The sequence below is a fragment of the Candidatus Margulisiibacteriota bacterium genome, from assembly GCA_028715625.1.
In the GTDB taxonomy this organism is placed as follows: domain Bacteria; phylum Margulisbacteria; class Riflemargulisbacteria; order GWF2-35-9; family GWF2-35-9; genus JAQURL01.
On sequence record JAQURL010000033.1, the window covers coordinates 1 to 26,676 of the forward strand.

Here is a 26,676-nt window from a genome sequence, read left to right on the forward strand (position 1 = left end):
CTGTTGAACCGAAAAATACTGCGCAGTTTGAGAAAGTTTTTGAAAACTTTTTATTAACGAAGATCGGTAAAGTTACTGCTGAATATGAACTTTCGATCCAGGTAGAAAAAGAGAAGATTATAGAACTTAAAGGAGAGCAAATGAGCTCTATTTATGAAAATAGTATCAAAAAAATAATGGACCAACAATAATGTGTGGAATATTCGCAATCTGGTCTAAAAAATTAAATGTAAGCGAAGCAACTTATTTCGGCCTTTTTTCCCTGCAACACCGCGGACAGGAAAGCGCTGGTATCGCTGTCAGTGATGGTAAAGACATACAGGTTACGAAACAGCTGGGTTTGGTTTCGCAGGTCTTTACCAGGGAATCATTAGATAATTTAAAAGGTTTCGCGGCAGTGGGCCATTCGCGCTATTCCACAACCGGTTCCACAACCATTCAAAATGCTCAGCCTGTCATGGCCAATTTTCACAATAAACCGGTAGCTATAGCCCATAATGGCAATTTGATCAATACTGAGGAATTACGCAAGAAATGCGAAGAAAAAGGATTTAAATTTAAAGGAACATCAGATACCGAAGTGATCGCGGCTTTGCTGGGAATATCTGCTAAAAAGGAATTGGAAGACGCTGTTTTAGAATTGATGGGGGTTATGAGGGGTGCATATTCTATTGTTTTTTTGGCGTTGGATAAAATGATAGCTGTTCGTGATACCTTTGGTATAAGACCGTTAGTAATAGGTTCTCTGGAGGACGGTTATGTTGTAGCAAGTGAAGATTGCGCTTTAAGTGTGGTTGGAGCCGTAAAGGAAAGAGAAATTATGCCCGGTGAATTATTCATTATTGATAAAAAGGGTGTAAATTCCAGAATGTGTTTGAACCCATCCAACAAAAAAGGATTCTGTTCTTTTGAGTATATTTATTTTGCTCGTCCGGATTCGGTTTTTAACAATAAAAGTCTGTATTCCATCAGAGTAAAAATGGGACGTAATCTTTTTCGCGAACATCCTGTGGAAGCGGACGCTGTAATCAGTGTGCCTGATTCCGGTACTCCTGCCGCTATCGGGTATAGCAAAGAAAGCGGGATACCTTTTGCCGAGGGGCTGATTAAAAATCGTTATATTGGGCGTACTTTTATTCAACCTGAACAACTATTGCGTGAAGTCGGTGTTAAGTTGAAATTAAATCCGATTGTTGACGCAGTAAAAGGTAAAAAAATAGTCATTGTTGATGATTCAATTGTCCGCGGAACAACAAGTAAGAAAATTGTTAAGCTGCTCAGAGATACAGGCGCGAAAGAAGTTCATTTCCGGGTAAGTTCTCCAATGGTTATGAACCCCTGTTTTTATGGAATTGATACGGCTTCCAAAAAAGAATTGATCGCGGCCAATATGAGTCTGGAAAAAATTCAGGAGGAACTTGATGTGGACTCTATAGGCTACTTATCATTACAGGGCCTGCTGAATGCTATTCATTTACCCAAAGATAATTTGTGCCTGGCATGTTTTAACGGGGAGTATCCAATAGAAATTGCCGATGATATGAAGCACTCCAAATTTTTATTTGATGAATGCTGAGAGTTAATGATCATTTTTTTATTAAGCCCTCGTAGTCCTGAGAAATCAAGCCGAACGGCTTAGCTTTCTCGAGGATCTCCCGTCAGACTTTGAAATTAGTCTGACGAGGACTCTAGAGATTGTTCGAAAGTTAAAACTTTAACAATCTCGGAGCTCGAAATGCACACGAAATCAGAGATTTCGGGCATTTCGGGACTCAGTTGGCTAGAGCCCAGCCCTCGCAAAGGCTTCGGCGAGTATACGTCGGTTTCCTAAACCTTAAATCCATTTCAACGAAAGTCAATAAGGAGTTTGGCTCTGTTCAATTTTCGTTAAATAAGCAGGAGTGATCTAACAGAATTAGACAGAAGTTGATGTTGTTCTAATCCTGTTCTAATTTGATTAATATTGGTTTGGTTAGCTCGTTGGAATTCACCAGTTTTTTGACTTAGCCCAGTTTATTCATTCGTTACATGACAGCATTGATGTCCAAATTAATTAGCATCTTTACTGATATGAAAATATCATTTTATAGAAACAGGGAAAGATAATATAATGGTAAATGATGCCCTCGTAGCTCAGTTGGATAGAGCAAAGGTTTCCTAAACCTTAGGCCGCACGTTCAATTCGTGTCGAGGGCGCCATCAAAACTTATAACTAGGTTTTTCCAATGGGGCTTCGCCCCCTTCGGCGCTCACTGCGTTCGCTGAACCCCCTCCGTCTTCGCTCTTCGAGCTTCGCCGGACCAAAGGGTTTCGTTCCCTTTGGAATCCCTTACCAAACTTCAGGACTGATAACCGGATTACGCTTACATAATCAACTGTAGCTTTATGTTCCCAATTTGATTATCGTTGAATTTTGAATACGTTGGTTGACTGATATCTCGTAAAGGAGACGGGATTAGTGAAGGCGGACAAGTTTTTTTAATTTATACACATATTATGTAATCGGTCATATTAGTATCAATTTTTTGATATTTCCAAAGACGATATTATTTTTTATTTTCGAGATGACCATAAACCAACAGTAATATATACCACGATAGAAACAAAAAATATCCAATTGTAGCGTGATTAGGGTTTATAATAGCCATGAAAAAAATGGGGAAAAGAAGAAGAAGTGCGGCAATAAAATTAATTAATTTTATATTTGGTATGTTTTTTATAATTTTTGGTATATTTAGTATGAAAAAAACAATTAAAAGTAAAATAATAATATATGTAAATATTGTCATGGGAATAGAAATTGCGAGTAATATATTTTCAAGCATTAATTAAATCCTAAATTTTTTTCTTTATATTTTATTACCTATTCAAGTTTCAAACTATTCTACTAACAATACAAAAGAAACCCCTCATAGATTTAATTATATCACAATCAATATTTACATCTTGAAATGTGTCGGGCCTTAACAATTCACAATATTTAGCGGATAATAAATTCTATGCGCTTCAGATCAATTGGTTCGCTTATAATAATTGCTTGTTTGTTTAGCCAGGGCTTCTCTTCCGATGAATTAATCCTAAAAGTATTATTTAACAAAGCGAATCAATATGAAGTAAATTTTTATCAGAATTCCGCCAAAACAGCCACGCAGGTATTGGATAAAAATGGCAATCTTATCAAGCAAATAGGCCATATCACGGATGGTACATTTCGTGAATTTTATCGTAACGGGGTTTTAAAAAGAGAATTGCCCTATGTAGATAATAAATTAAACGGTCAGGTTAAAGAATACTATGTGTCAGGAGTATTAAAGTTAGAGGCAAATTATATAAACAACTACTTAAATGGTATTTATAAGGAATATTACGAGTCCAGTTCTCTGAAAATGGAGTATCTTTTTAAAAACGGGAAAAAAGACGGTATCTGTAAAGATTTTTACGAGGGGTTTGTGTTAAAACAATCAACAAATTATATTAATGACATAATCGAAGGAGTTTCCAGGGAATATTATGATAACGGTATTCTTAAGCTGGAAGAAATTTATTTGGACGGATTAAGGGAAGGTAAGGCCAAAGAATATAGTCGTGATGGTCTTCTGACAACAGAAATTAATTATCATAATGGACAAAAAGATGGCATGTATAAAGAATATTATGAAAATGGAAATATGAAAATTCTTGATCATTATAAGAACGACCAATTGGAAGGGGCAAGTAAAACATTTTTTGAAGCAGGTGCTGTCCAGATTGTGGCCAACTATGTGAAGGGGCATCTGGAAGGCCCTTATAAGGAATATTACGAAAAAGGAATTTTAAAATATGAAAATAATTTCAAAAATGACGAACAGGAAGGAGCCTATAAATCATATTATGAAAGCGGTGTATTAAAGACAGAAGCCAATTATCTGAGCAATGAACTGGATGGAGTCTATAAAGAATATTATGAAAAAGGAATTCTAAAAATTGAAGAAACATATAAAGACGGGAAAAAGAACGGTACCGCAAAGGAATACAATGAAAATGGCAAGCTTCTTTATATCAAAGAGTATAGTAATGATATGCTGGAAGGAATTACCAGGGTTTATTATGAAAACGGACCCTTAAAAAATGAGGAGAGCTATCTCAAAGACCGTAAAAACGGAGTGAGCAGAGAATATTACGAAAACGGAATAGATGTTAAATATTTGGATACATATAAAAACGGTGTGAAAATTAACAGGAAAGCGTTTGATAGTAAGGGTAAACTGGAGTTTAACCAGAATTATTAATATTAAAAATATTTAATTAACTTTCAAATTGCCAGTTTTCTTTTTTTTACTCATAATATAACTATATTTTAATAAGATGAAAGGAGAAAAATATGGAACGTGTATATAACTTCAGTGCAGGACCGGCAGTATTACCAGAGGAGGTTCTGAAAATAGCTCAGAAGGAAATGCTTAATTATAATAACTCAGGTATGTCTGTAATGGAGTTGTCACATCGTTCCGGTACTTACATGGAAATAATTGAGACCGCTGAAAAAAATCTGCGTAATCTTATGAATATTCCTAATAACTATACAGTACTTTTTTTACAGGGTGGAGCTACAGGGCAGTTTTCCTGCGTACCTCTGAACCTGATGAATAAAACCAAAAAAGCCTTATATATAAATACAGGCGTGTGGTCTCAGAAGGCGCTTAAAGAAGCTAAAAAATACGGAGAAGTCAAAGTAATCGCTTCTTCTGAAGATAAAAAGTTTTCTTATATTCCGGATGTTGATACTTTACAAATAGATGAAGATGCTGACTATCTGCATATAACAACCAATAATACTATTGAAGGTACTTGTTTTAAGAAGCTGCCGAAAACCAAACTGCCTATAGTTTCAGATATGTCGTCTTCAATTTTATCCGAAGAACTGGACGTTAATGAATATGGCCTTATATATGCCGGATCTCAGAAGAATATCGGGCCCGCCGGTGTGGCTATTGTTATTGTGAAAACCGAACTTATCGGTAAAGAAATGCCAATAACCCCTGTTCTTTATAATTACAAAGCCCAGGCTGATGAAAAATCAATGCTTAATACACCCCCGACATATTCGATTTATATAGCTGGGTTGGTTTTTAAATGGTTACTTGATCTTGGCGGAGTCAAAGCTATACAGAAAATAAATGAAAAGAAAGCTGGTATTTTGTACAATTTTATTGATAAGTCACAGCTTTTTAAATCACCCGTAGCCAAACAGGACCGCTCACTTATGAATATTCCTTTTACTTTACCCACGGAGGATCTGGATAAGGAATTTTTAAAAGGTGCCGATGCGCGCGGACTTACAAATTTAAAAGGTCATCGTCTGGTAGGTGGCATGAGAGCAAGTATTTACAACGCCATGCCTGTAAGCGGCGTTGAAGCGCTAGTTGCTTACATGGACGAATTTGAGAAAAAACATAAATAAATTTTAAGTTTGTGTTTGGCTTTTATTAGCATGATCAGGTAGAGGAGGTATATATGTCCAAATGTATAGGTGTTTTGACCAGCGGTGGTGATGCCCCGGGCATGAATGCTGCTATAAGAGCAGTTGTGCGTACAGGCATATATAATAACTGCAGAATGTTTGCTATTCACAAAGGATATGAAGGACTGATCCACGATCAGATAGAAGAAGTATTTGCCGGTTCTGTAGGCGGAATCATTGGTCTGGGCGGAACATTCATACAGACAGCCAGAAGCGCCAGATTTATGGAAAAAGAAGGTAGGCAGGAAGCATACAATAACTTTAAAAAAAATAAACTGGACGCTCTTGTGGTTATCGGAGGTGACGGTTCCTTTCGCGGATTGCATCAATTTATTCAGGAGTTTGGAGTACAAGGTGTAGGGATTGCGGGTACAATCGATAATGATTGTTACGGTACCGAGTACACTATAGGTTTTGATACTGCTATGAACACAGCTCTGGAAGCTATCAACAAGATACGTGATACAGCTACTTCTCATTCACGCATATTTATTGTGGAAGTTATGGGCCGACATGCAGGCTATCTGGCAATGTACACGGCTATATCATCAGGAGCTGAAGAAGTATTCATTCCCGAAGCTACCGAGACCATTAAGGATGTAGTAGCACGGCTTTTAAAAGGAAAAGAACGCGGTAAACAAAGTTCTATTATCGTTGTTGCCGAAGGAGATGAGTTCGGCGGCGCGATGGCAGTAAAGAATAAAATAGCTGCTTTACACCCTGAATGGGATTTGCGAGTTTCTATCCTTGGCCACATGCAAAGAGGCGGGTCACCCTCCGCAACTGACAGTCTGGTTGCCTGCAGACTTGGTTATGAGTCGGTTTTATCTGTTTTGCAGGGGAAAACCGATATCATGATAGGTTATCAGGGGCTGGATAAAGATGTTACTTATATACCGCTGGAAGATACATGGACGAAGAAAAAAGGTTTTAACAACAACTGGCTGGATTTGGCCAGAGCTCTTTCCATATAATATATTCCAGTTTGTTTTTAGCAAACGGAATATGCTAAGATTAGCGTAATTATGTTTGTAGACTTGCGTAATAAAGATAAACACAAAACAACCAAAAGTGTAAAAATGGATACTGATAAGCAGATGTATACCCTGGTTTTATTAAGACATGGCGAAAGCATCTGGAACAAAGAAAACCGTTTTACTGGGTGGACCGATGTCGATCTTTCTGCAAAGGGTGTAGAGGAGGCAAATCTTGCGGGTCATCTTTTGAAAAAAGAAGGCTTTGGTTTTGATATTGCATACACCTCTGTTCTGAAGCGCGCGATCAGAACTTTATGGATTGTTCTGGATCAAGTTGACCATATGTGGATACCTGTTATAAAAAATTGGCATCTTAATGAGCGACACTATGGGGCCCTGCAGGGTTTAAATAAAGCAGACACGGTTCAGAAATACGGAACTGAGCAGGTGCAACTTTGGAGACGCAGCTATGAAATAACTCCTCCCGCATTGACTAAGGAAGATAAGCGTTATTCAGGACATGAACCTAAATACGCGGCATTAACAGATGAAGAAATCCCTCTTACCGAGAGCCTTAAAAATACCGTAGACCGTATAATTCCTTTCTGGGAACAGGAAATAGTCCCTTCCATAATCTCTAACAAAAAAGTTTTAATATCAGCGCATGGCAACAGTCTGCGTGCGCTGATAAAACATCTGGATAAGATATCCGATAAGGACATTGTTAATCTGGAGATTCCTACAGGAGTTCCTTTGATTTATATTATTGACGATGTATTAAAACCGATAAAAAAATTTTACCTGGATAAATAATAAGGAATTTATATGCTTCTTATTTCCTGGAATGTTAATGGCTTAAGGGCAATCCGACAAAAAGGATTTGCCGACATTTTAAAAAAAACAAATGCGGATGTATTTTGTCTGCAGGAAACCAAAGTTTCAGAAACTAACATCGATCAGGATTTGAAAGAAATATCCGGTTATAGGGGATATTTTTCATGTAGTCAAAAAGGCGGGTATAGCGGGGTTGCTTTTTATGCAAAAAAGAAACTTTTGGGTGTGGAGCAAAATATCGGGCTTAAAGAAATCGATAACGAAGGACGGATAATAATAGCAGATTTGGCGCCAAAAGTTAAACTACTGAATATTTATTTCCCTAATGGAAAAGCATCCACAGAGCGTCTTGATTATAAAATGAAATTTTACAAAATTATTCTGGAATATATGAATAAATTGGTCAGAAGCGCAACAGAAGTAATACTTTGCGGTGATATAAATACAGCCCATAAGGAAATAGATCTGGCCAGAAGCAAGGAAAATCAAAAAATTTCCGGGTTTCTACCACAGGAAAGAGCATGGATAGACAAATTAATATCCGAAGGTTATATAGATACATTCAGATATTTTGACCGTAGACCGGACCAATACACCTGGTGGGATTATAAAACAGGGGCCAGGAGCCGTAATGTAGGCTGGAGGATTGATTATTTCTTTATTAGCAAAAATTTACTTAAAAAGTTAAGGAAATCCTATATTTTATCTGATATAATGGGCTCTGATCATTGTCCTATCGCAATGGAGCTGGAAATATAAAAGGAGGATTTTTATGAAAAAAGTATTTTTACCTTTAATTTTATTAGCCGTATGTTCTGTTTTATTCGCCGATACATATTTTACTGAAAAAGAATTATCCGTATTTAACGGGCAAAAAGGTCAACCTGCATATATCGCGGTAGAGGGTGTGGTTTACAATGTAACAAGTGTAAACGCCTGGGCAGGAGGCACTCATCATGGTTATATGGCCGGACAAGACCTGACCGCCATTATCTTAAAAAAATCACCGCACGGGACCAAGGTTTTAAAAGATAAACCTGTTGTAGGGAAACTTGTTGGAAGCTATACAATTAAGCAGGTTGAAAAAATGAACTTCAAAGTGGGCAAATCTATTTATAAAATAAGTAATAACTTTGTTTATGATGATAATAACAATGTAGTAGGGAAGATACAATAAAATGTTTCTGGGCAATCTTCTGGGATGGACTAGCGCGTTTTTACTTTTTTTACTTATTTTATTATATCTGGTCCGGAGATTTTGCAAATTTTTTAAATTGTTTCAGCATGATAGTTGCAAAAAAAGCTCAATAATTTTAAGCAAAATTCATCCGTATATCGGCGGCCTTATAATTATTACGGGAATTACACATGGGTATATAGTTATGTCCGGCCATCTCAGATTACATACAGGGACTATCCTTTGGACCTTGATACTTGTAGCGGGACTATTCTTTGTTCTTGGTAACCGCTTTAAATTCAAGTTATGGCTCAAATATCATCGCTGGGTGGCCTTGGCTGTATTTATAGCTTTTATAACACATTATTTTTTCAGAGATTTGATTTAATCCCTGAAAAACTTTTTTTAATCTGACTCCGACAAAATAATCCTTAATTTAAATACAATTACTTTAGTACTAAAAATTTCAGTTGATAAGGATATAAAAAAAGTACTATGATAAACCCTGTGGAAACTCAGGACCTATTCGCTGCAGCAGCCAGGGATAAACATTTTGAACAGGCTCCGCTGGCTTATCGTATGAGACCAAAGACAATGGAGGATTTTGTCGGGCAAGAGCACCTGCTGGGAGAAGGCAAGCTTCTCAAGCGGATTATAGACGCAGACAAAATTCAGTCCCTGATTTTTTTTGGGCCACCGGGTATCGGGAAAACTACATTAGCGCAAATAATAGCTGAAAAAACTTCTGCCAATTTTATCCGGCTCAGTGCTGTAGAAGCAAAAACAGCGGATGTGCGTGAAGTTATAGAAGAAGCCAAGAAGAACTGGAACTATTATCATAAAAAAACTATTCTCTTTGTTGATGAAATTCATCGCTTTAATAAAGCCCAACAGGATTTATTGCTTAAAGATATAGAAGAGGGTAATATCAGTTTTATAGGCGCAACCACTGCCAATCCTTTATATAGCTTGAATTCGGCTTTAGTCTCGCGCAGCAGAATATTTGAATTTAAACCGCTGCAGATGAGCGAAATGTTGAAAATGCTAAAAAAAGCGCTTAAAGATACAAGAGGATTAGGCGACAAAAAAGTAAAAATAACCGACGAGAATCTTAAATTGCTGGTAAAAAAAAGTGACGGCGACCTGCGACAGGTTTTGAATAATCTGGAACTGGCCGTTAATTCTACGCTTCCTGATAGTAAGGGAATTATAAATATAACTGAAGATATCATCACAGAGGTTGTTTCTCAAAAAATTGTGGCCTATGATGAAAATGAACATTATGACCTTATCTCCGCTTTCATTAAATCCATGAGAGCCTCCAAAGAAGATGACGCTCTTCATTATCTGGCCAGAATGTTAAAATCAGGTGAAGACCCACTGTTTATTGCCAGACGAATGGTTGTTTTTGCCTCTGAGGATGTGGGGCTGGCTGATGCGCAGGCTTTACAAATAGCCACATCAGTATTCCGCGCCTGTGAAGTAATAGGTCTTCCTGAAGCCAGGATAAACCTGGAACACGGGGTTGTCTATCTGTCCAGGGCAGCCAAATCAAGAGAAGCCTATACTAAAGGTGAAGAAGCCATGCGCAGGGTGGAAGACAAACCCAACAATCCGGTGCCTGACCATCTGAAAAACTGGAAAATCAGCAATTCTTAACTTCCTGCTACGATAACTTAATATGTGTCAAAACCGAATTCAATGTAAGGTCATTGCTTTGCCAACAGTAGCAGAAGCAATGGAAATTATGATAAAACGCTATAATTTTTATCACGCTACTCTGGTCGCTGTTTCTGGAAGCTGTTCTGAAGCTACATTATTAAGTGAAATCAGAACTTTAGATGAAATTTTCAATAAGGATATTAAAGTCAAAGACTTGCCTGTTCTGATAGAAAATCTTTCCAAACCAATGAGGTTTGTAAGGGAGGATTATTATTATCAGGAATACTGGCATCTGAAAATCTTGTATCTAACCAAGTTAGGCCAGCTGATTATCGAGTTCAATAAAGAGCTCTGTTCCGAAAGTTTAAATGAATTATTAACCATGATCAATAGAGAATTTGAGAAGATGGACCCATTCGCACACTTAACAATGGGAAAAGATATTTCAATTTTTATGGCCGATAACCATGAGAAATACTATTATGACCCGGAAACCGGAGTTTTCTCAGCTCATGAGGAAATGGAAGATGAAGAACTGGACTATTTAAAATCTATTTTTACAGATATCAAGGACCAGGCCGAGTTGGATAGGGTTGCGCAACGATCACAAATGAGATTCGCGCCATGTTTCCATAGAACAAAACAACTTTTCAATCAGGCCATGCGTTTGCTGCAAAAAATCGTCAAGTAACTGGATTTTTTAAGTAACCTTCGACCAAGTAATCCTTTCATTCCGCCTCTCTCTGTCACTTCCCTTCGGCTAGGCTCAGGGCACGCGTGACATCTCTCTCCGCCCGCGGAGAAAAGCTGGCCGAAGGCCTGAGAAGAGGCGGCATTATCAAACTAAGGTTAATTATCCGCTACTAAAAAATTAGACTACGATAAGTAATATCTTATTTTATCTTCATAGCTTCAATGGTAGGCAGGTTGCCACCGCAGGAAATAAATTCCATCGGACCACCGCCGCCAGCTAATTTTTTTGTATTAGGGGTATCGTTATCTATGATATGTTTAACGGAATCACCGGTATCTCCACCGCCAAATATTCCAAATCCGGTTGTAGCGTCTTTGAACGCTTTGCCCATCATATTGGTACCTGTTGCAAGCGACTCATGTTCATAAACACCCATGGGACCGTTCCATAAACGATATAAATTAGATTTAACCAGACCATAATAATTTATAGCTGTCTCCGGACCAATATCCACCTGAAAACGATCGGCAGAAATTTCTTTTTCTATTTTCACGTTTACCGGTTTACCTTCAAATACAGCTTGTAATTCGTCTTTGTGAACAGTCGCGAAATCAGTTGGTATCAAAAGCTTAACCTTATTTTTTTCTGCTGCTTCTATTATTTGACGAGCGAGTTCTACTTCTTCTTCACTCACAGGCGCAGCTCCCGCGCTTTTACCCATGGCCACAAGAAAAGGGTTAACCATTTTACCGCCCAGAGCAATGCTTTTGATCCCCAGTTCGATAAATGATTTTAAAATAGTGATTTTTCCGGCTTCAACCAATTTTCCTTTAGCATCATAAGTATTGGCGATTTTAGCGCCGGCAAAAAACGCTATAGAATGCTCAGGGTCTTCATTAAAAGCATTAATTAACCTTTGCAGGTCTGCCGTATCCTTAACAAAAATATCGCCTGCCACAACTTGTTTGCCAAGTGCTTTCATAATAAGCTTAATTCCCAGGTTGGTAGCGCCGTTCCTGTGCATCAAGCCCGTACCACAATCAACATAAACATCGAAGATATCCGCCAACTGAACAACAAGATCAGTCTTGTTTTTCTTTTCCATCTCTCTTTCCACATCATCTATTCTTACATTCTGTAGAAGCAAAACATTAATTTTGCTTTGTTTCAGTAAGGAAAGTTTTTCCATTGCTTCGTCTCCGGCAAATTTATTTTCCTTTACCCTGTCTACTATAATGTGCGAACCGATTTCCCCAGCAATTTTATTGGAGATATAATCATATATCAAAGCATTATCTTTAAAGGATGTACCTAAAATCTTTTTCTTATCTTCGACGTGATACATGATGGCAATATTCGCACCGGCTAGTATGGCGGCCTTTAAGTCTGGCCAGGCTTTTTCAATACGTCCGGCGTCTTTTATAATCAGCTGACCGTCTTTTTCTGCCCAGGCCACATTAAGTTCAAGACGCATACCTATTGTTTTCCCCGCTACATCAGTTTGCTTTAAAAAATTTGTAAGAGTGGGTATCCCTGCTTTATTTAATTCATTTTTAACAATCTCTTTATCTCCTGCAATTATTTTAGTATTCATTCATAAACCTCCCGTAAACTTTATTTCCATAAAATATATCGCGTCTGTAAATTAAACTTTTCAGTGAAATATATTGATAGTTACCGTTGAATATTTTTGTAACGACAAAATAGGTCAAGCGCATTGATTACTGCTCTTTATATTCATATAATAAGAAAGTGCACACTATTTATCAATTAATACTTGATACGTGCAACAAATACACCGACAAATTCCTGTTTGACGACAAAATTACTTTTAAGCAAACCCTTGAGTATGTGAGGTCCCGCGCCGCTTATCTGCAAAAATCCGGTATTAAAAAAGGAGATATCGTGGGTTTACTGGGTGTAAACAGCCCACAATGGTGTATTACACATATGGCTATTTGCAGTACTGGCGCAATTGTTTTGCCGCTGGATAACAACCTCTCGGCTGCAGTTCATCTGGAAATGCTGAAAAAAGTAAATGCCAGGCATTTATTCCTGTCTGATGAGTACAAAAATAGAAAAGACAATTCCTTAACTATTCATAATATTTCCCTAAATGAAGCTTTCTGCGACTCTAAATATTTTAAGGTACCCGAATTAGCTGAAAACGATATTGCTTCTCTATTATTTACTTCCGGTACAACAGACCATCCGAAAATAGTACAGCTTACTCATGCGAATATTGTAAAAACCGGTATAAGCGCTATTAATTTTATGGAGGTTACACAGGCAGACACAATGCTGGCTATTCTTCCTCTCTATCACGTTTATGCTTTGGAGGCCAACATTTATGCTCCTTTCGCCGGTGGTTGCGGAATTGTTTTCCAGCCATCTATGAAAGGCCCTGATTTAATAAAATCACTACAGGAACATCAAATAACCATTTTTGCCGGTGTTCCCCAGCTCTGGGAACTTTTATTTGAAGGCATAAAAAATAAAGTGAAAAGTTCTTCTTTTTTGAAATTTAAAATTTTTATGCTTATGGCGGAACATGGAGAATTTTTCAAAAAAATCGGATTGGGCTTTTTGCCGGGAATAATTTTTAAGCCTGTGCAGAAAACTATGGGTGGAAATATCAGATTTCTACTAAGCGGAGCCGCTTCTTTAAAACCTCAGTATTACAAGTATTATTCCAATATGGGTTTTAAAATTGTGGAGGGTTATGGACTTACCGAAACTACAGGGCCGATTTGTGCTACAAGGCTTACGGAATCCAGACCTGGAATTGTCGGAAAGACCATTCCGGGGAATGAAATCGAGATACGTAATAAGAATAGTATTGGTATCGGTGAAATCTGGATGCGTGGTGAAGCGGTAATGCCCGGATATTATAAAAATGAAAAAGCCAATAAAGAGGTATTCGATAAAGCAGGATGGTTCAATAGTGGAGATATAGGTTTTATAGATGATAAGGGAGACCTGCACATTACTGGAAGAATGAAAAATGTAATAGTTCTGGACTCAGGAAAAAATGTTTATCCGGAAGAACTGGAAGCATTTTATCAGGAATCTGAAAAAATTAGAGAAATCGCTATATTCGGTAGAAATATAGATGATAAGGAAACCGTTTATGCAGTAATTGTTCCTGTTAACCCGATGCGTGATACTTATCAGGAAATTAAAGAAGAAATCATGAACATGAACAAGAATCTGCCCAGTTATAAAACCATAAGTCATTTTGCTCTTTCTATTGAACCTTTACCCAGAACCTCCACAAAAAAAATTATCATCAGAGATGTTGTCGGCAGGTTGGACCAGGGACTTTTCCAAACTCACGCAGATAATCTTACACAGTTGACACTGGAATTCGAATCACAATCGCCGCTGGAAGATTTAATCTGCGATAAACTGAAAAACAAGCTGAAGGCTGAAAAAATTTATAGCTATGAATCACTGGAAGACTACAACATTGATTCACTGGGCAGGATAGCCTTAATGAGTGAATTAGAAAACGAATTGAATATTCAAATCAACGTAGCTGATTTCCTAAGGTTGCAAAATATTCAAGAACTTATTCGTTATCTGGCCGGATGCAATAAAAAATCAGGAGAATCGGTTCTACTGGATTTACTTGACGGAAAAATCAGAACCAAAATTGTTAAACTTTATAATCCTGTTGTTTCCTGGCTTATAGCGTTGATTTATAAATCGTCACCCTTATTATGGAAGCTCAATATAGTCGAGGGCAAGAACCTGAAAGTAGATAATTGTATTCTTGTTTGTAACCATCAATCCAACCTGGATACTATATGGGTATTGGGAATGATGCCTTATAAAATCAGAAAGAATGTTTATATTATCGGTAAAAAAGAAGTAGCCTTTTTGCGTTTTATTTTCCCGGGTTTGCGGACTATCTATGTGGAAAGAAAAGGCAATGTCTATCCTGCGCTGAAAGCTGGTGCCGATCTCTTACGACAAGGAAAATCGTTGCTAATTTTTCCTGAAGGAACCAGAACAAAAGACGGAACCATGGGAAATTTTAAGACCGGCGCAGCCTTCCTGGCTAAAAAGTTAAATAAAAATATAATTCCAATTACTATCAAGGACTCTTATAAAATATTTCCGAGAGGATCTTTCCTGCCTCGTTTATTTACAAAAAACAAAGTCGAAATTTTTGTACATAAAACAATAGATAGTAACAGCTACCAGAACATAGAAGAACTCAATGAAAAAATAAAAAACGTTATACGGAGCAAACTTTAATATCGGTCTGTAATGTGCCGGATTTCTGAATAACTCCATGCTTATTGACATCAGTGGTATAATTCAACATTAAAGGATTGGGATTATGCTTTACGATAGAATCGAATTTGAAACACCTGTTCTTGATCTTATTCACGCCATTCCACCTGTGCAGATATTCAACAAAAACAATATGGAAAAAAGTGATGAATTCAAAGATTTAAAAAAAATCAAGGAATATCTGGAAAAACGCAGAAGAAACAGTCGCTTTTCCTCGCTGGTCTAGCATATTCAATATCAATAATAATATTTACATTTTGAAGAGCTTCATTATAGTATAAATATAGGATTATTCATGGCTAAAAAAACGTTAATAAAAAAAAGAGTTCAGAACCCTGATATTAAATTGATTAAAAAAAACCAAGGCCAGACAGCGGTTATTGTTGATAAAAAGTATAAATCGGGAACTAAAGATAGCTCAATTGCCGGAGACCTTTCCATATTACAAAATGAAATGCTAGAAGAAATAAAAAGCTTGTTGCAGGATATTGCCAGGCTTAAGAATCAAAAAAATGCCGCACAAACTGCTGATTACTTTTTTTTGATGAATAAAGATGTTTTGGAAAAGATGGACAGGGAGCAGTATCAGAAAGAAGTTAATCATCACCTGGATAAAGCCGTGCAAATGTCTATTAATGAGACGAGCAGGTATATTGAAGAAATAAAAGAAAAGATTTCTCTAATTTTTAGTAGCGATATTCATCTTAATCCGGAAGAAAGCAAAATAGAGGCAATGAATATAATTAATAACGCCAAAAAACAAGCAGAGCAAATTATAGTCGATGCCAAATCCAGAGCTATTGATATTATGGAGCAAGCTATTAACAGAACAGAAGAAACAGATACTAATAGTGGCGCTGCCGATATTTTTCTGGCAAGTCTGGGTAGTAAATCCGAAAATGTTTTTCCACGGGTTAATGAACCGGATGAGGAACGCAAACATACAGAGACGGAAGAGAAGATAAGTTCCGGACTAATAGAGGAAACAAGACAAATACTTCATGAAGAAAAAGAGCTTTTCAATCATTATGCTCAGAATATAGTAGACGAGGCAAATCTGGAAGCTATTACAATTGTTAATGAAGCCAAGGATAAAGCTCAAATCATCATTAATCAGGCCGACGAGGATAGCAACAGGCTAAGGAATAGAATAGAAGATGAGGTAAAAAATAAAATTTTGCAGGAAGCCGAGAATATTTACAACGAAAAATTGAGCAAATCGCAGGTTGAAATTGACATGATGCTGGAAGAAGCCCGCACAAAGGCAATAGGAATTGAAATCAAAGCTGAAAACACAGCAAAAGAAATTCTGCTTAAAGCCGAAATGGAAGCTGAACAACTCAAAGAAAATCAAAAAAATGAGGCTGCGTCATTAATGGAAAAAGTTAAATCTGATGCTCTGCTCATTAAAAACAAACACTATAAAGATATAAAACAATTAATTGAAAAAGCTAAAGCCGAGGCCAACAGGATTATAGCGGAAGCAAATAATCAGTCTGAAATAGTTTTAAAGAAAGCTGGCGAACAAGCTCAGCAGATTAAACAAAAAGTTTTGTCGGAAAACGAAATTCATGTTGAAGAGATAACCGCGAAATTAAACGAACAGCACAGAAGTCAGGAAATGCAACTATTTATTAGTTATCAGCAAAAAGAAAGCAATTTAAAACAGGTATATCAGGAACTGGAAAAGAAACTATTGGATGAATATGCGCAGAAGTCGGCAGAATATAACGATAAAATCAACAAACTAGAGAATGTCTATAATGAGAAACAACAACTTTATGAGAGGAAAATTCAGGAACTTAAGGAAAGTTATATTCAAAAAAGAAACCAGCTTTCTCGTCAATATATACAGAAATTATATGATCTGAAAAAAACAATGAGCGATAAACTGGTTATGAAACAGGAAGAGTTTTATACTCTTATAAATGAAGAAAATAAGCTATTACGTTTAAAGCAGGATATGCTGGCTAAACAAAAACAGCAATTCGCAGCCTGGCCCGGATAGGCTAAAAACCTTTATTTCTCCCGATCCCAGCCTTTTCTATTCATCGAAAAAATGAAATGTTTTCACAAATGATATTAAGGGAACCACTTACACATGATAGATATTACGACATTCGGGGGAATCATAATCGGATTAGTGGTTATGTACGTCGGTATAACCGGTGATTCACCCTTAAGTATGTTTTTTAACCAAAGTGCTTTTATATTGGTTTTCGGCGGTACATTTGTGGCAACACTTATAAATGTGCCTTTAAGAATGTTCCCTAATCTTATCAAAGCTTTTTTTAAATTATTTTTCGAACCGAAAGTAGAATCTATGCATTCGGCTATAAAGAGAATGGTTAAATATAGTGAAATAGCGATGGTAAATGGAGTTGAATCTTTGTCAGATACCGATGAATTCAAAAAGGAGTCACCTTTTATCAGGACCGGATTCATTATGCTCAGAGATGGTAGAAGCGAAGCGTTTATAAAAGAAGTACTGGAAAGCCATATTAAGGAAACATCTTCCAGGCACAGGATGATTGCCGACGTTTTTATTACAATGGGGTCTTTTGCTCCCACTTTCGGTTTACTGGGTACGGTTATAGGTATTATCCAGGTATTACGCAATGTAACCAATCCTGCCATGGTAGGTACATCCATGTCTGTCGCTCTTTTAACTACGTTCTACGGTATAGTTTTGGCCAACTTTGTTTTTGTGCCGTTATCGGGTAAACTCCGGCTGCGCAGTAGTATTGAAGTAAAATACAAACAATTGATTATTGAAAGTATTCTGGCAATTCAACAGGGCATGTTGCCGATAATGGTTGAACAACGCTTAAAGACCTTTCTGGAAGAAAGTAAAGCTTAACAATCATGAGTGAGGCGCATAAAGAAGAAGAAGTTGATGTAGAGACAAAACTTCTTTCAACTACCAAATGGGCTATGTCCTATGGCGACATGATGTCCGTATTGATGATCCTTTTTTTGCTTCTATATTCTTTTGCGGCTATGGGCAGCAGCGCTGATATGTTAAAAAAAATAAACAAATTTCAACAATCATTCGGAGCCAAAGAGAACAGTTCACTCGCTAATACCGTAAAACAAATCGATCTGGAGGAAGACGTAGCCGATCAGATAAAGGGTTTTATCCAGGAAAATAATCTCTCGGAATACGCAGTGGTTAAAGTTGATGATTATCAAATCAAGTTGATGATGACACAATCGGTCATGTTCCAAAAAGGAAGTTTTGAGCTTATGGAAACAAGTGAGCCCGTATTGGAGAAACTCACAGAGCTTCTCACTAAAATTTCCAATCATGTAGTTATTGAAGGCCATACTGATGATTTACCCATACAAGGCGGATCGAATTTTGATTTATCTACCAAAAGGGCTCTGGCTGTACTGCAATTTTTTACAGACCGCAATATGTCGCCTGCCCGATTTTCTATAGCCGGATATGGCAGTTTCAGACCAATTGCTAAAAATGACACAGAAGAAAACAGGCAAAGGAACAGACGGGTAGAAATCAATATCATCCGAAAACATCGCGATTTGTTAACTAAATAATCTATAAAAACCTTCTCTTTCGTCAACCGCTTGTTTACAATAGTTATAGATAAATTTTTATTGGGGGATATTTATATATACACGTTAAAGTGTATACCGGATATGTATAACTATAATGTATAGAAACATTTTTTTCAAACTTCTTATATTTACGGTTGTCCTTTTTAATATCAATATAGCTTTTTCTCTGGATATAAACGAAGTTACCATTCTGCAGAAAGATCTGGAGCAGAAAGCCCAGAATATTTTGGATAAATATATTGGGGCAAACAATTCTGTTGTTAATGTAATAATCAGCCTAAAAAAAGAAAATGTTACCACATACATGTACACTAATGAAGAAAACAAGCTGAACAATAAACCGGCGGATGAAGATATAGCCAAAACCAACGAAAACCTGCCCGGGTATTCTATCCTGGCGCCAAAGCAGAAAGTTTTTGATTCAGTAAATACTATTTCCAAAACTACCTCACAGGTTTCTATCGAACAGGCGATAGATAGAATTAATGTATCAATGGTAATAGACAACCGGATTGATAACAAAAAGGTCGCTGAAGTGGAAAAAATCATCCCTAATGTTTTGAAACTTGATCTGGCAAGAGGAGACAAACTACAGACTCTGAGACTGGATTTTAATCAGGCACCTATTACAAAAGTTCCTGAAACTACCAAAGGTAATGAAAAAACAACGGTTGCTGAAAAAAATCCTGATAAATTTGCTTCAAAATTAGGAAACACTCTAAAATCACCGGATGTTATTAAAATTTATGTAATATACGGTTTTATTTTGGTAATTGTGCTAATACTTTCCATGGTTTTTATCATAGGCATCAGTATTATTGCCAGACAAATCAGGGTAACCGCTCCTAAACCTACTGAGGACCAAAAGGCAGCTGCCCCAGCAACAAAAAAGGAAGAAGAGGCAGAAGAAACACTACCGGATGTACTTCAAACACAAGCAGCGGGATCCTCTGGCAGAGGCAAGTTCGAGGACATGGCAAAAAAAATTATTGAGACGAGAGGCGGTGAGAAGCCTTTATTCGGCTTTATTAATGAAAATAATATAGGGAAGCTGCCTTATCTTCTAAAAAATCAGAGCATTGAGAAAAAAATCGCTGTATTGAATTTCATCAGACCGGACCTAGCCGCGATTTTGTTTCAAAATTTTTCACTGGCGGATCAAAAAGACCTGGTGATAAATCTCAGTCTGGAGACAAAATTGTCGCCAGATGAAATCAGACAATTTTCTAATGAAATTGAAGCGCAAATAGATTTTCTTGTCGGCGGTAAAAGCTTTACTCAACAAATATTTGACTACGTAAATAACGATGTCAGCAAGGTTATTCTATATGAAGTAGGTAAAGAAAACAAAAAATTGGCTGATGATATAGCTAATAATATTTTTGTGTTTGAAGATTTGCAGTATCTGGAAAAACGCTATGTGCAGGCAATAGTTCGTAATATCGGGGTTAAGGATTTTTCCATCGCACTCGGTGCATCCGATGAAAAATTCACAGCTACTATCTATTCTTTTTTAAGTGAAGGTGTTGTTGATCTGCTCAAACAATCTATGTCTTTAATGAAGCAGCAACCTCGTTCCAAGATTAATGAAGTACAACAAAAAGTTGTCCAGCAATTAAGAGCTTTAAACAAGGAAGGTTTTATTGCCAGTAAAAAGGATTTGATCCCTGGTGAGACCAACAAAACAATTTCAGAACCGAATAACACCATGCAGGGAAACGAACCTGAATAAAAAAATAAATATTCATATTTTTTAATTGCGAAATTTGTGTTATAACTAAAGTCAGCGTTAATAGGAAAAAAATGAAAAAAATTTTATTAATAGATGATGAAAAAGATTTGCGCAGTATATTTAAGATATTCCTGCTAGGCATTAAAAATATCGAGTTTTTTGAAGCCGGGGATGGCAAAGAAGGAATAGAAATGGCTCGTTCATATAATCCTGACCTGATAATAATGGACTATAGAATGCCTATTATGAACGGACTGGAAGCCACAAAGGAAATTAGAAGTTCTCTGACATCAGAAAAGGTGCCGATTATTATGTATACCGGGTACGCCAAAGAACTGGATATGCAGGAAGCGATAATCGCAGGCTGTAACGAAGTTGTTTACAAGCCAATTAATACTAAAGACTGGATGCAGATTATTTACAAGTATATCGGGATTGAATAAAACTTTTATTTTTTGTAATTTATTTTCAACATTTTAGTACCCGAGACGTATTCTTCTATTACCGGCTCTGTAATATTATTAATGTTATTTATCAGCTCTTTTATGCGGTTGATCTGCTCATTTATTAATGTCAGAACACTCACAAGTTCTTTATCTTTTTGCAATTTTAATCTTGTTTCCAAAAGTCCCATGGCCATTACCATAGCCGCCAAAGGATTGTTTATCTCATGATTTAGGGAGACAGCCATTTGAGAGATAGTGGCGAGTTGCTCGGACTTGGCTTGCATGTTCATAAGATTTTTCAGGTCTGCGGCCATTTCATTGAGCGATTTAGCCAGTTGTCCGAATTCATCGATATTATTAGTCTGAATTTGATGGTCCAGATTTCCCTTACGGTAGATTTGTAATCCTGTATAAATGCTTTTAATCGGTTTTTCCAGAATGAAAGAGATAAGAAATCCGAGGCCCAGAAAGACACAAACCGAAACCGTTAAAACAACCAGCACCGTTCTTTCCCCCTGATTGATTCCGGACAGAGCTACACGTTCAGCTTGCTTAATCACGTAAGTTACCTGTAGTTTGGGATCGGTTACCATACCAACAATTACCGGTTCGTTATTATATATTACGCGACGAAATGAATTATTTTCTATAGAAATATTGCGTAAAGGATCATTCTTCGTGATTTCCCTGTTTTGCAATATTGAATAATAAAACTCATCTACCATATCCAGGTCAAGAGATGTAGCTTTCTGAATCTGATCAAAAATAGCAACCAAATGTTTCAGGTTAAAGAAAGCCGCGAAAGAATACATATATTCGTCATTTTCAGACAGTACAGGAACAGAGATAAATAATTTATCCTTTATAAGAGCTATATATGGTTTAATCATTTTATTTTTATTTATAGCTTCCAGATATAAGGGCAGGGTAACAACATCCTGACGAGTATCAATAAATTCCTGCGAGACATCCGCCAGCAGAATATTCTGGCTGCTAATGACCAGACATTTGTCTATATCGGGATTATTACGCAGAGAATCATAAAGATAAGCTCCCAGAATAAAAGCATTTTCCAGGTTAAATTGTGTGCTTTTTTGTAAATTATTTAACAGAGCCGTATTTCTCTCAGTATATTTATTAATTTCATTTTTCAGAGTATAGCCCATGTTCAAAAAAGTTTTTTGCTGGCTATCCACTATTGCCCTTTTGGTGATGGTCAGAATAGTCAGAGAGGTCAGCAGTAAGGAAACAGTTATAAGTATAGTGAAAATCAGCAAAAATTTAAAAAGTATTTTGGACCTGAGCAGATCATAAATCAGCAAAACATTAATCAAAGAAAATTTGGATGTATAGATGGTTATATAATCAAGAATAAGCAGACTAAGAAGTATTAAGAACATTAATTGGGTTAAAGAAAATCCTGATGAGGGAATGAAAGTTAAGAGTAACGAAACTGCCAGTGTTACAAAACCGTATAACTGATAGCCCTTTTTATTGAAACTGTAAAAAAGGGCTACAAAACCCAGTGCAAGGTAAGGTACAAGCTTAACCCATAAAGTCACTACAGGTAAAACGAGAGTCAAACCTATGGCAGCCGCCAGAACATAGAGGAGGGGTTTGAATATTTTATCATCCAATTTTTTGTCCATTTTAAGATCGACAACCATAATAATCGGGAAAACAATGGTAAAAGCTAAAAATAAACGATAGACATTTTCCGTTATAAAAGCACCAAAAACAGCATATTCCGTATAACTTTTTATGAAAGAAAGTACGGGAATAAAAAGCAAAAGAATGAACCCAATGATATTAAACTTAAAGATTGTTTTTTCGGTTTTCTTTTCAGTGGAAAAAAATTTATAGGTAAATATCGTACAAACCGATGTAACGATGATAATTGTTAGCAAAGAAATATATAAATATATTGAAGAAGTTATCATCTGTTGGTTAATATTCTAATATATCTTTTTAGAAAATCCCATATTTTACGGCTTTTATAAAGGAAAAAAGTTTAAATGCCCTGGAAAATGGGCATATAGTAGAGGATTGAATGGGGGGCAAAAATTGCCAGGGAAAATGACTAAAAATTGTTATTTATTCATATTATTGCTTGTAATAGCAAACTGTCCGGCTATATCAGAAATTATAGGTGGATATACTACAGACTATATGGACTATGGAGTTGGAGCACGTATCATGGCAATGGGCGGAGCAGGGAGGTCAGTCGTAAAAGACGCATCTTCCGGCTACTGGAACAGCGGTATTTTACCGAATTTGATCGATCTTAGCTTTTCAGCCATGTCTACAACTATTCTGGGCACAACAAAATATGATTATATGGGCGCATCTTTCCCATTGAGCCGTTATGATACATTTGCAGTTAATTATGTGAGCTTGATGATGGACAATCTGGAAATACATACGCAAACCAACAATCCCAGTGCCACACCGGAAGGATATTTTAATGTTTCGAAAAAAGCGGTTATTGTAAGTTACGGAAGAAAGGTTCTGGAAAATTTGAACCTTGGAGTCTCTTGTAAATATGGTATGAGGAATATTTATAACAGCGCAGACAATGTTATAGCGTTGGATATCGGCTATTTCTGGGACCTTGGTACGATAAAAGTAGGTGGTAATGTTCGAAATGTATTTGCGCAAATGTTCGGAGATGCCAGTGATGACAAGTATGAACTGGATGCTGATATAGGCGCTAGTATGCAAGTGGAAAAATTAACATTAAGCTTTGATTTGGCCAGACTCATGAGATCAAAAAGTATTGATTTTTACGCTGGTGCCGAATATGAACTTATGAGTATTAATGATAATATCGGTTTAACTTGCAGGGCGGGCATCAATAGCAATGAAATGAGCCTTGGCCTGGGATGCAGCTTTGTTCCGATTGTAATTGATTATGCATATTTGATACGCAGCTATGGAAGTGAATATATGCTGTCTTTCGGTTTGCAATTCGATGACAATTTTAAAAAAGAAAATTTACAAAAAGCAGAACAATATTATAAAGAAGCTTTGGCCGAACTTAACGAAAACAATTTGGCAAAAGCCACCGAACTGGTCAACCAAGGGGTTAGGATCAGTCGTGAACACGCCAATTTGAAAAAATTAAAATATAGAATGGATCAGGGTACATATTACTTAAACCTTAAGCCGCCTAAAAATTCCAATCAAAACGACAAGATGTTGTTTTCAGATGCTGTGTTTGCTTTTTTCCTTATGGATTATGATAAGGCTGAAGAAAACCTCGAATATCTTATTTTTAAACACGATGACCGAGAAATAAGATCTTTCAGGGATATAGTGGAAAATGACTCCAAAAAAGTATATAAATACAAAAATAAAAATATAATCGGTATTTATCTGGAAGATTCAATAGCTTCCGTTTTGGTGGATAATATAGATAAATCCACGCAGTTACTGGAAAAAGCGACATATTTTGAACCCGATAACACTCTGGCCCTCAAGAGACTTGGCAGTAATTATTTTATTAAAAACGATTCTAAAAAAGCTCTTGAAATCTGGAAAAAAGTGTTGGATATTGATCCTAACGACAAAGAGGTTAAATACCTTATTGAAAAGGCTATCGAAAAAAATTCTGAAGGAAGTAAAACAGAATAGCATGCTGAAAAAAACAGTATTATTATTTATTATTTGCCTATGTTTGCCCATATTATGTTATGCGGATACGGGCGATTATCTGCTTGATTCTTTATACTTCGGAACAAAATTCGATTACGTTTCTCCCAGCGGTTCCGCGGATATTTCCAAATATTCTGTAATCGGCGATAAATATCTGGATATTAGTGTTGAAAATGACCTTTATAACCAAACAGTACAGAAAACTCTGGTTTTTAATGAGCTGGATGTAGCTGCGCAGGAGGCTGATCCTCTGACAATCGTAAGTATCAATGTAACTCCGGACTGGATTTATTTAGAACAAGAAATAACAATAAATATGGAATTTAATAAAGAACTTCAATATTGGTTTATAAAAATTGACAACATTACACCAAATTTTACTTATTATGAAGACAAACATCTATATATCATTTACCGGCCGGCTTCCATAGGGGAACAATCACTACTGATAGACTCTTCACTAAAAGCTTCAGGTGAAGATACGATTGTAAATCTTGCCGCATCTTTTAACCTTGTCGTGGACAGCGGTGAGAAAAAAATCTCAGTGGCTTTAAATAAATTGAAATTTAATGAAGTTCAAGTTGGAAAAAGTACTGAAAAGGCTTTGGATATCTCCCTGCAGGCCAAAAATTGGGAACAGTATCTGGACAATCTGGATCTAATAATTAACTTAAAAAATGGCAGTCCCATAACAAAACTTTCTTTGCTGGATGTAAGCTCTAACCTGGTAATTGCTGAAACGCAAACAATAATTTATAACAGTCCTTTGACTTTTAGTTTAATTACTCAAAATAGTGTGATATTGAGCCAAAATATAGAAAAAAAACTGCTTGTAAGATACGATATCAGTGCAACTGCTCAAGCGGATTCAACCTTTAATATTCAAATGGATTTTTTAAGTTCACATAAAATAACAGGTAATCAGAAACAAATAATAACTACTACCTCTATTTACAGTAATGATATGGTCATTGTCGCCAAAGACAAGCCTGTAATCTATGACCTCTCAATCCCTCAGTTTTCATCGGCGCCTGATAACGTAAATCTTAACCTTATACATTCAATACTACAGGGTAATGTCAGCAATTTGAAATTCAGGTTATTTAATGTAGAAAACAGCCAATATACAAATTGGAATATGATCGCGTATCAGTACGAAACGATACCTTCTACCGATTATTTATACAAAATGACCAACAATCAGTTGACAGGGCTTAACTTGACACATAATTATCATTATTTTCTGGAGGCTCAGCTTATCGGGCAGGTAGAGGGAAGTGTGTTAAGTACGAATTTAATGACAGTTGATCTGACCCCGCCACTAATACCGAACAAATTGATCGTCAACAGCACTCAAATTAACAGTAAATCCGATACTATTCCTTTGCAATTAATCATGGATGTGTCTGACAGCCTTGATCCGGAAAGCGGCCTGTCTATGTATAGAATAGCCAGAAAATCAGCCCTTGAACCTAATTGGACAATTATCTCCTCCGGCAATATTATCAGTTTTAACGGACAAATCATAAATATTCAGGAAAGAAACAATAATTTATATAATTATAAACTTGCCGTACAGAATAAGGCAGGCGCCTGGTCTGATTATAGCGAAGAAACAGAACTAGATTTGCGCAATACAGATATGCTTGATGTACTGTTTAACAGTCCTAATCCGTTTGATAGCAGAATACAAAGCACAAAAATTTATTATTCGTTGCCTGATGAAGCCAATGTTGATCTGGCTATTTATGACATGTTCGGATATCTGGTGAAAAAATGGCAATTCGTAGCCGGAACATTAGGTGGAATGAAAAATAACCAGTTGGAATGGGACGGCACCAATATGTATGGCTTCAAAGTAAGTAAAGGCGGTTATGTGCTGCTTCTGAAAGCAACCGATCGCAGCGGAAAAACCATTGAGAAAAAATATAAAATCGGCGTGATCCACTAATTTTTTTAAACCACTCTTAATCCTTATATTATCTAAGAAAAATGTTTATTCGCTTTTAATAACGGGCATAAGCAAAATGATACACGAAGAGATATGGGGGAAGAGTTTGTTTAAAGTCGAATATTCAAAGATTATAATGACCGTAGCATTATGTGTGATCATGTTCTC

21 protein-coding genes, 1 tRNA gene and 1 pseudogene are annotated in these 26,676 nt (G+C 36.6%); 21 read left to right on the forward strand and 2 right to left on the reverse strand.

The features are described from left to right. The 12 genes and pseudogenes from PHV30_06650 to PHV30_06705 all read left to right on the forward strand — a co-directional run. A partial coding sequence (locus PHV30_06650; protein MDD5456696.1) for a hypothetical protein occupies positions 1-191 on the forward strand: 191 nt, incomplete at its 5' end. Next, positions 191-1,576, forward strand: a complete 1,386-nt coding sequence (gene purF, locus PHV30_06655; GenBank protein MDD5456697.1) for an amidophosphoribosyltransferase — start codon at positions 191-193, stop codon at positions 1,574-1,576. The genes PHV30_06650 and purF, both read left to right, overlap by 1 nt. Positions 1,577-2,122: 546 nt before the next feature. Continuing rightward, positions 2,123-2,199 (forward strand) — tRNA-Arg (locus PHV30_06660). A 447-nt stretch (positions 2,200-2,646) separates the two neighbouring features. Next, on the forward strand, positions 2,647-2,832 hold the full coding sequence (locus PHV30_06665; GenBank protein MDD5456698.1) for a hypothetical protein: 186 nt from the start codon (positions 2,647-2,649) through the stop codon (positions 2,830-2,832). Between the two features lie 167 nt (positions 2,833-2,999). Beyond that, the gene (locus PHV30_06670) at positions 3,000-4,268 is read left to right on the forward strand and encodes a toxin-antitoxin system YwqK family antitoxin (GenBank protein ID MDD5456699.1); all 1,269 of its coding nucleotides are present in this window, start codon (positions 3,000-3,002) and stop codon (positions 4,266-4,268) included. Between the two features lie 92 nt (positions 4,269-4,360). Continuing rightward, the gene (gene serC, locus PHV30_06675; protein MDD5456700.1) at positions 4,361-5,440 is read left to right on the forward strand and encodes a 3-phosphoserine/phosphohydroxythreonine transaminase; all 1,080 of its coding nucleotides are present in this window, start codon (positions 4,361-4,363) and stop codon (positions 5,438-5,440) included. Between the two features lie 53 nt (positions 5,441-5,493). After that, positions 5,494-6,474, forward strand: coding sequence for a 6-phosphofructokinase (gene pfkA / locus PHV30_06680; GenBank protein MDD5456701.1), 981 nt, complete (start codon positions 5,494-5,496; stop codon positions 6,472-6,474). A 123-nt stretch (positions 6,475-6,597) separates the two neighbouring features. Then, the gene (gene gpmA / locus PHV30_06685) at positions 6,598-7,290 is read left to right on the forward strand and encodes a 2,3-diphosphoglycerate-dependent phosphoglycerate mutase (GenBank protein MDD5456702.1); all 693 of its coding nucleotides are present in this window, start codon (positions 6,598-6,600) and stop codon (positions 7,288-7,290) included. 12 nt (positions 7,291-7,302) lie between these two features. Then, complete coding sequence (locus PHV30_06690) at positions 7,303-8,070, forward strand: exodeoxyribonuclease III (protein MDD5456703.1); 768 nt, start codon at positions 7,303-7,305, stop codon at positions 8,068-8,070. A 13-nt stretch (positions 8,071-8,083) separates the two neighbouring features. After that, positions 8,084-8,365: pseudogene (locus PHV30_06695) on the forward strand (cytochrome b5 domain-containing protein). Positions 8,366-8,983: 618 nt separating this feature from the next. Then, complete coding sequence (locus PHV30_06700; GenBank protein ID MDD5456704.1) at positions 8,984-10,147, forward strand: replication-associated recombination protein A; 1,164 nt, start codon at positions 8,984-8,986, stop codon at positions 10,145-10,147. A 22-nt stretch (positions 10,148-10,169) separates the two neighbouring features. Continuing rightward, entirely contained in the window at positions 10,170-10,841 is a 672-nt protein-coding gene (locus tag PHV30_06705) for a hypothetical protein (GenBank protein MDD5456705.1), read from the forward strand. 202 nt (positions 10,842-11,043) lie between these two features. On the opposite strand, the gene pgk is transcribed toward PHV30_06705, so the two are convergent. Beyond that, on the reverse strand, positions 11,044-12,438 hold the full coding sequence (gene pgk / locus PHV30_06710; GenBank protein MDD5456706.1) for a phosphoglycerate kinase: 1,395 nt from the start codon (positions 12,436-12,438) through the stop codon (positions 11,044-11,046). 158 nt (positions 12,439-12,596) lie between these two features. Here pgk and PHV30_06715 point away from each other — a divergent pair, with 158 nt between their 5' ends. The 7 genes from PHV30_06715 to PHV30_06745 all read left to right on the forward strand — a co-directional run bounded on the left by PHV30_06715 (position 12,597) and on the right by PHV30_06745 (position 20,900). Then, positions 12,597-15,107: an AMP-binding protein gene (locus PHV30_06715; GenBank protein ID MDD5456707.1), complete on the forward strand. Its 2,511-nt coding sequence runs from the start codon at positions 12,597-12,599 to the stop codon at positions 15,105-15,107. Positions 15,108-15,192: 85 nt separating this feature from the next. Continuing rightward, on the forward strand, positions 15,193-15,372 hold the full coding sequence (locus PHV30_06720; protein ID MDD5456708.1) for a hypothetical protein: 180 nt from the start codon (positions 15,193-15,195) through the stop codon (positions 15,370-15,372). Between the two features lie 69 nt (positions 15,373-15,441). Continuing rightward, entirely contained in the window at positions 15,442-17,154 is a 1,713-nt protein-coding gene (locus PHV30_06725) for a hypothetical protein (protein MDD5456709.1), read from the forward strand. 93 nt (positions 17,155-17,247) lie between these two features. Next, complete coding sequence (locus tag PHV30_06730; GenBank protein MDD5456710.1) at positions 17,248-18,006, forward strand: MotA/TolQ/ExbB proton channel family protein; 759 nt, start codon at positions 17,248-17,250, stop codon at positions 18,004-18,006. A 5-nt stretch (positions 18,007-18,011) separates the two neighbouring features. Then, a complete protein-coding gene (locus PHV30_06735) occupies positions 18,012-18,704 on the forward strand; it encodes a flagellar motor protein MotB (protein ID MDD5456711.1) in 693 nt (230 codons plus the stop codon). A gap of 115 nt (positions 18,705-18,819) precedes the next feature. Further along, positions 18,820-20,457, forward strand: coding sequence for a FliG C-terminal domain-containing protein (locus PHV30_06740; protein MDD5456712.1), 1,638 nt, complete (start codon positions 18,820-18,822; stop codon positions 20,455-20,457). Positions 20,458-20,528: 71 nt separating this feature from the next. Then, positions 20,529-20,900, forward strand: coding sequence for a response regulator (locus PHV30_06745; protein MDD5456713.1), 372 nt, complete (start codon positions 20,529-20,531; stop codon positions 20,898-20,900). Between the two features lie 5 nt (positions 20,901-20,905). Here the strand turns inward: PHV30_06745 and PHV30_06750 are convergent, their stop codons facing one another. After that, positions 20,906-22,843, reverse strand: coding sequence for a histidine kinase dimerization/phospho-acceptor domain-containing protein (locus PHV30_06750; GenBank protein ID MDD5456714.1), 1,938 nt, complete (start codon positions 22,841-22,843; stop codon positions 20,906-20,908). Between the two features lie 136 nt (positions 22,844-22,979). Here PHV30_06750 and PHV30_06755 point away from each other — a divergent pair, with 136 nt between their 5' ends. Beyond that, positions 22,980-24,536, forward strand: coding sequence for a hypothetical protein (locus PHV30_06755; protein ID MDD5456715.1), 1,557 nt, complete (start codon positions 22,980-22,982; stop codon positions 24,534-24,536). A 1-nt stretch (position 24,537) separates the two neighbouring features. Beyond that, complete coding sequence (locus PHV30_06760) at positions 24,538-26,508, forward strand: hypothetical protein (protein ID MDD5456716.1); 1,971 nt, start codon at positions 24,538-24,540, stop codon at positions 26,506-26,508. Positions 26,509-26,676 lie beyond the last annotated feature (168 nt).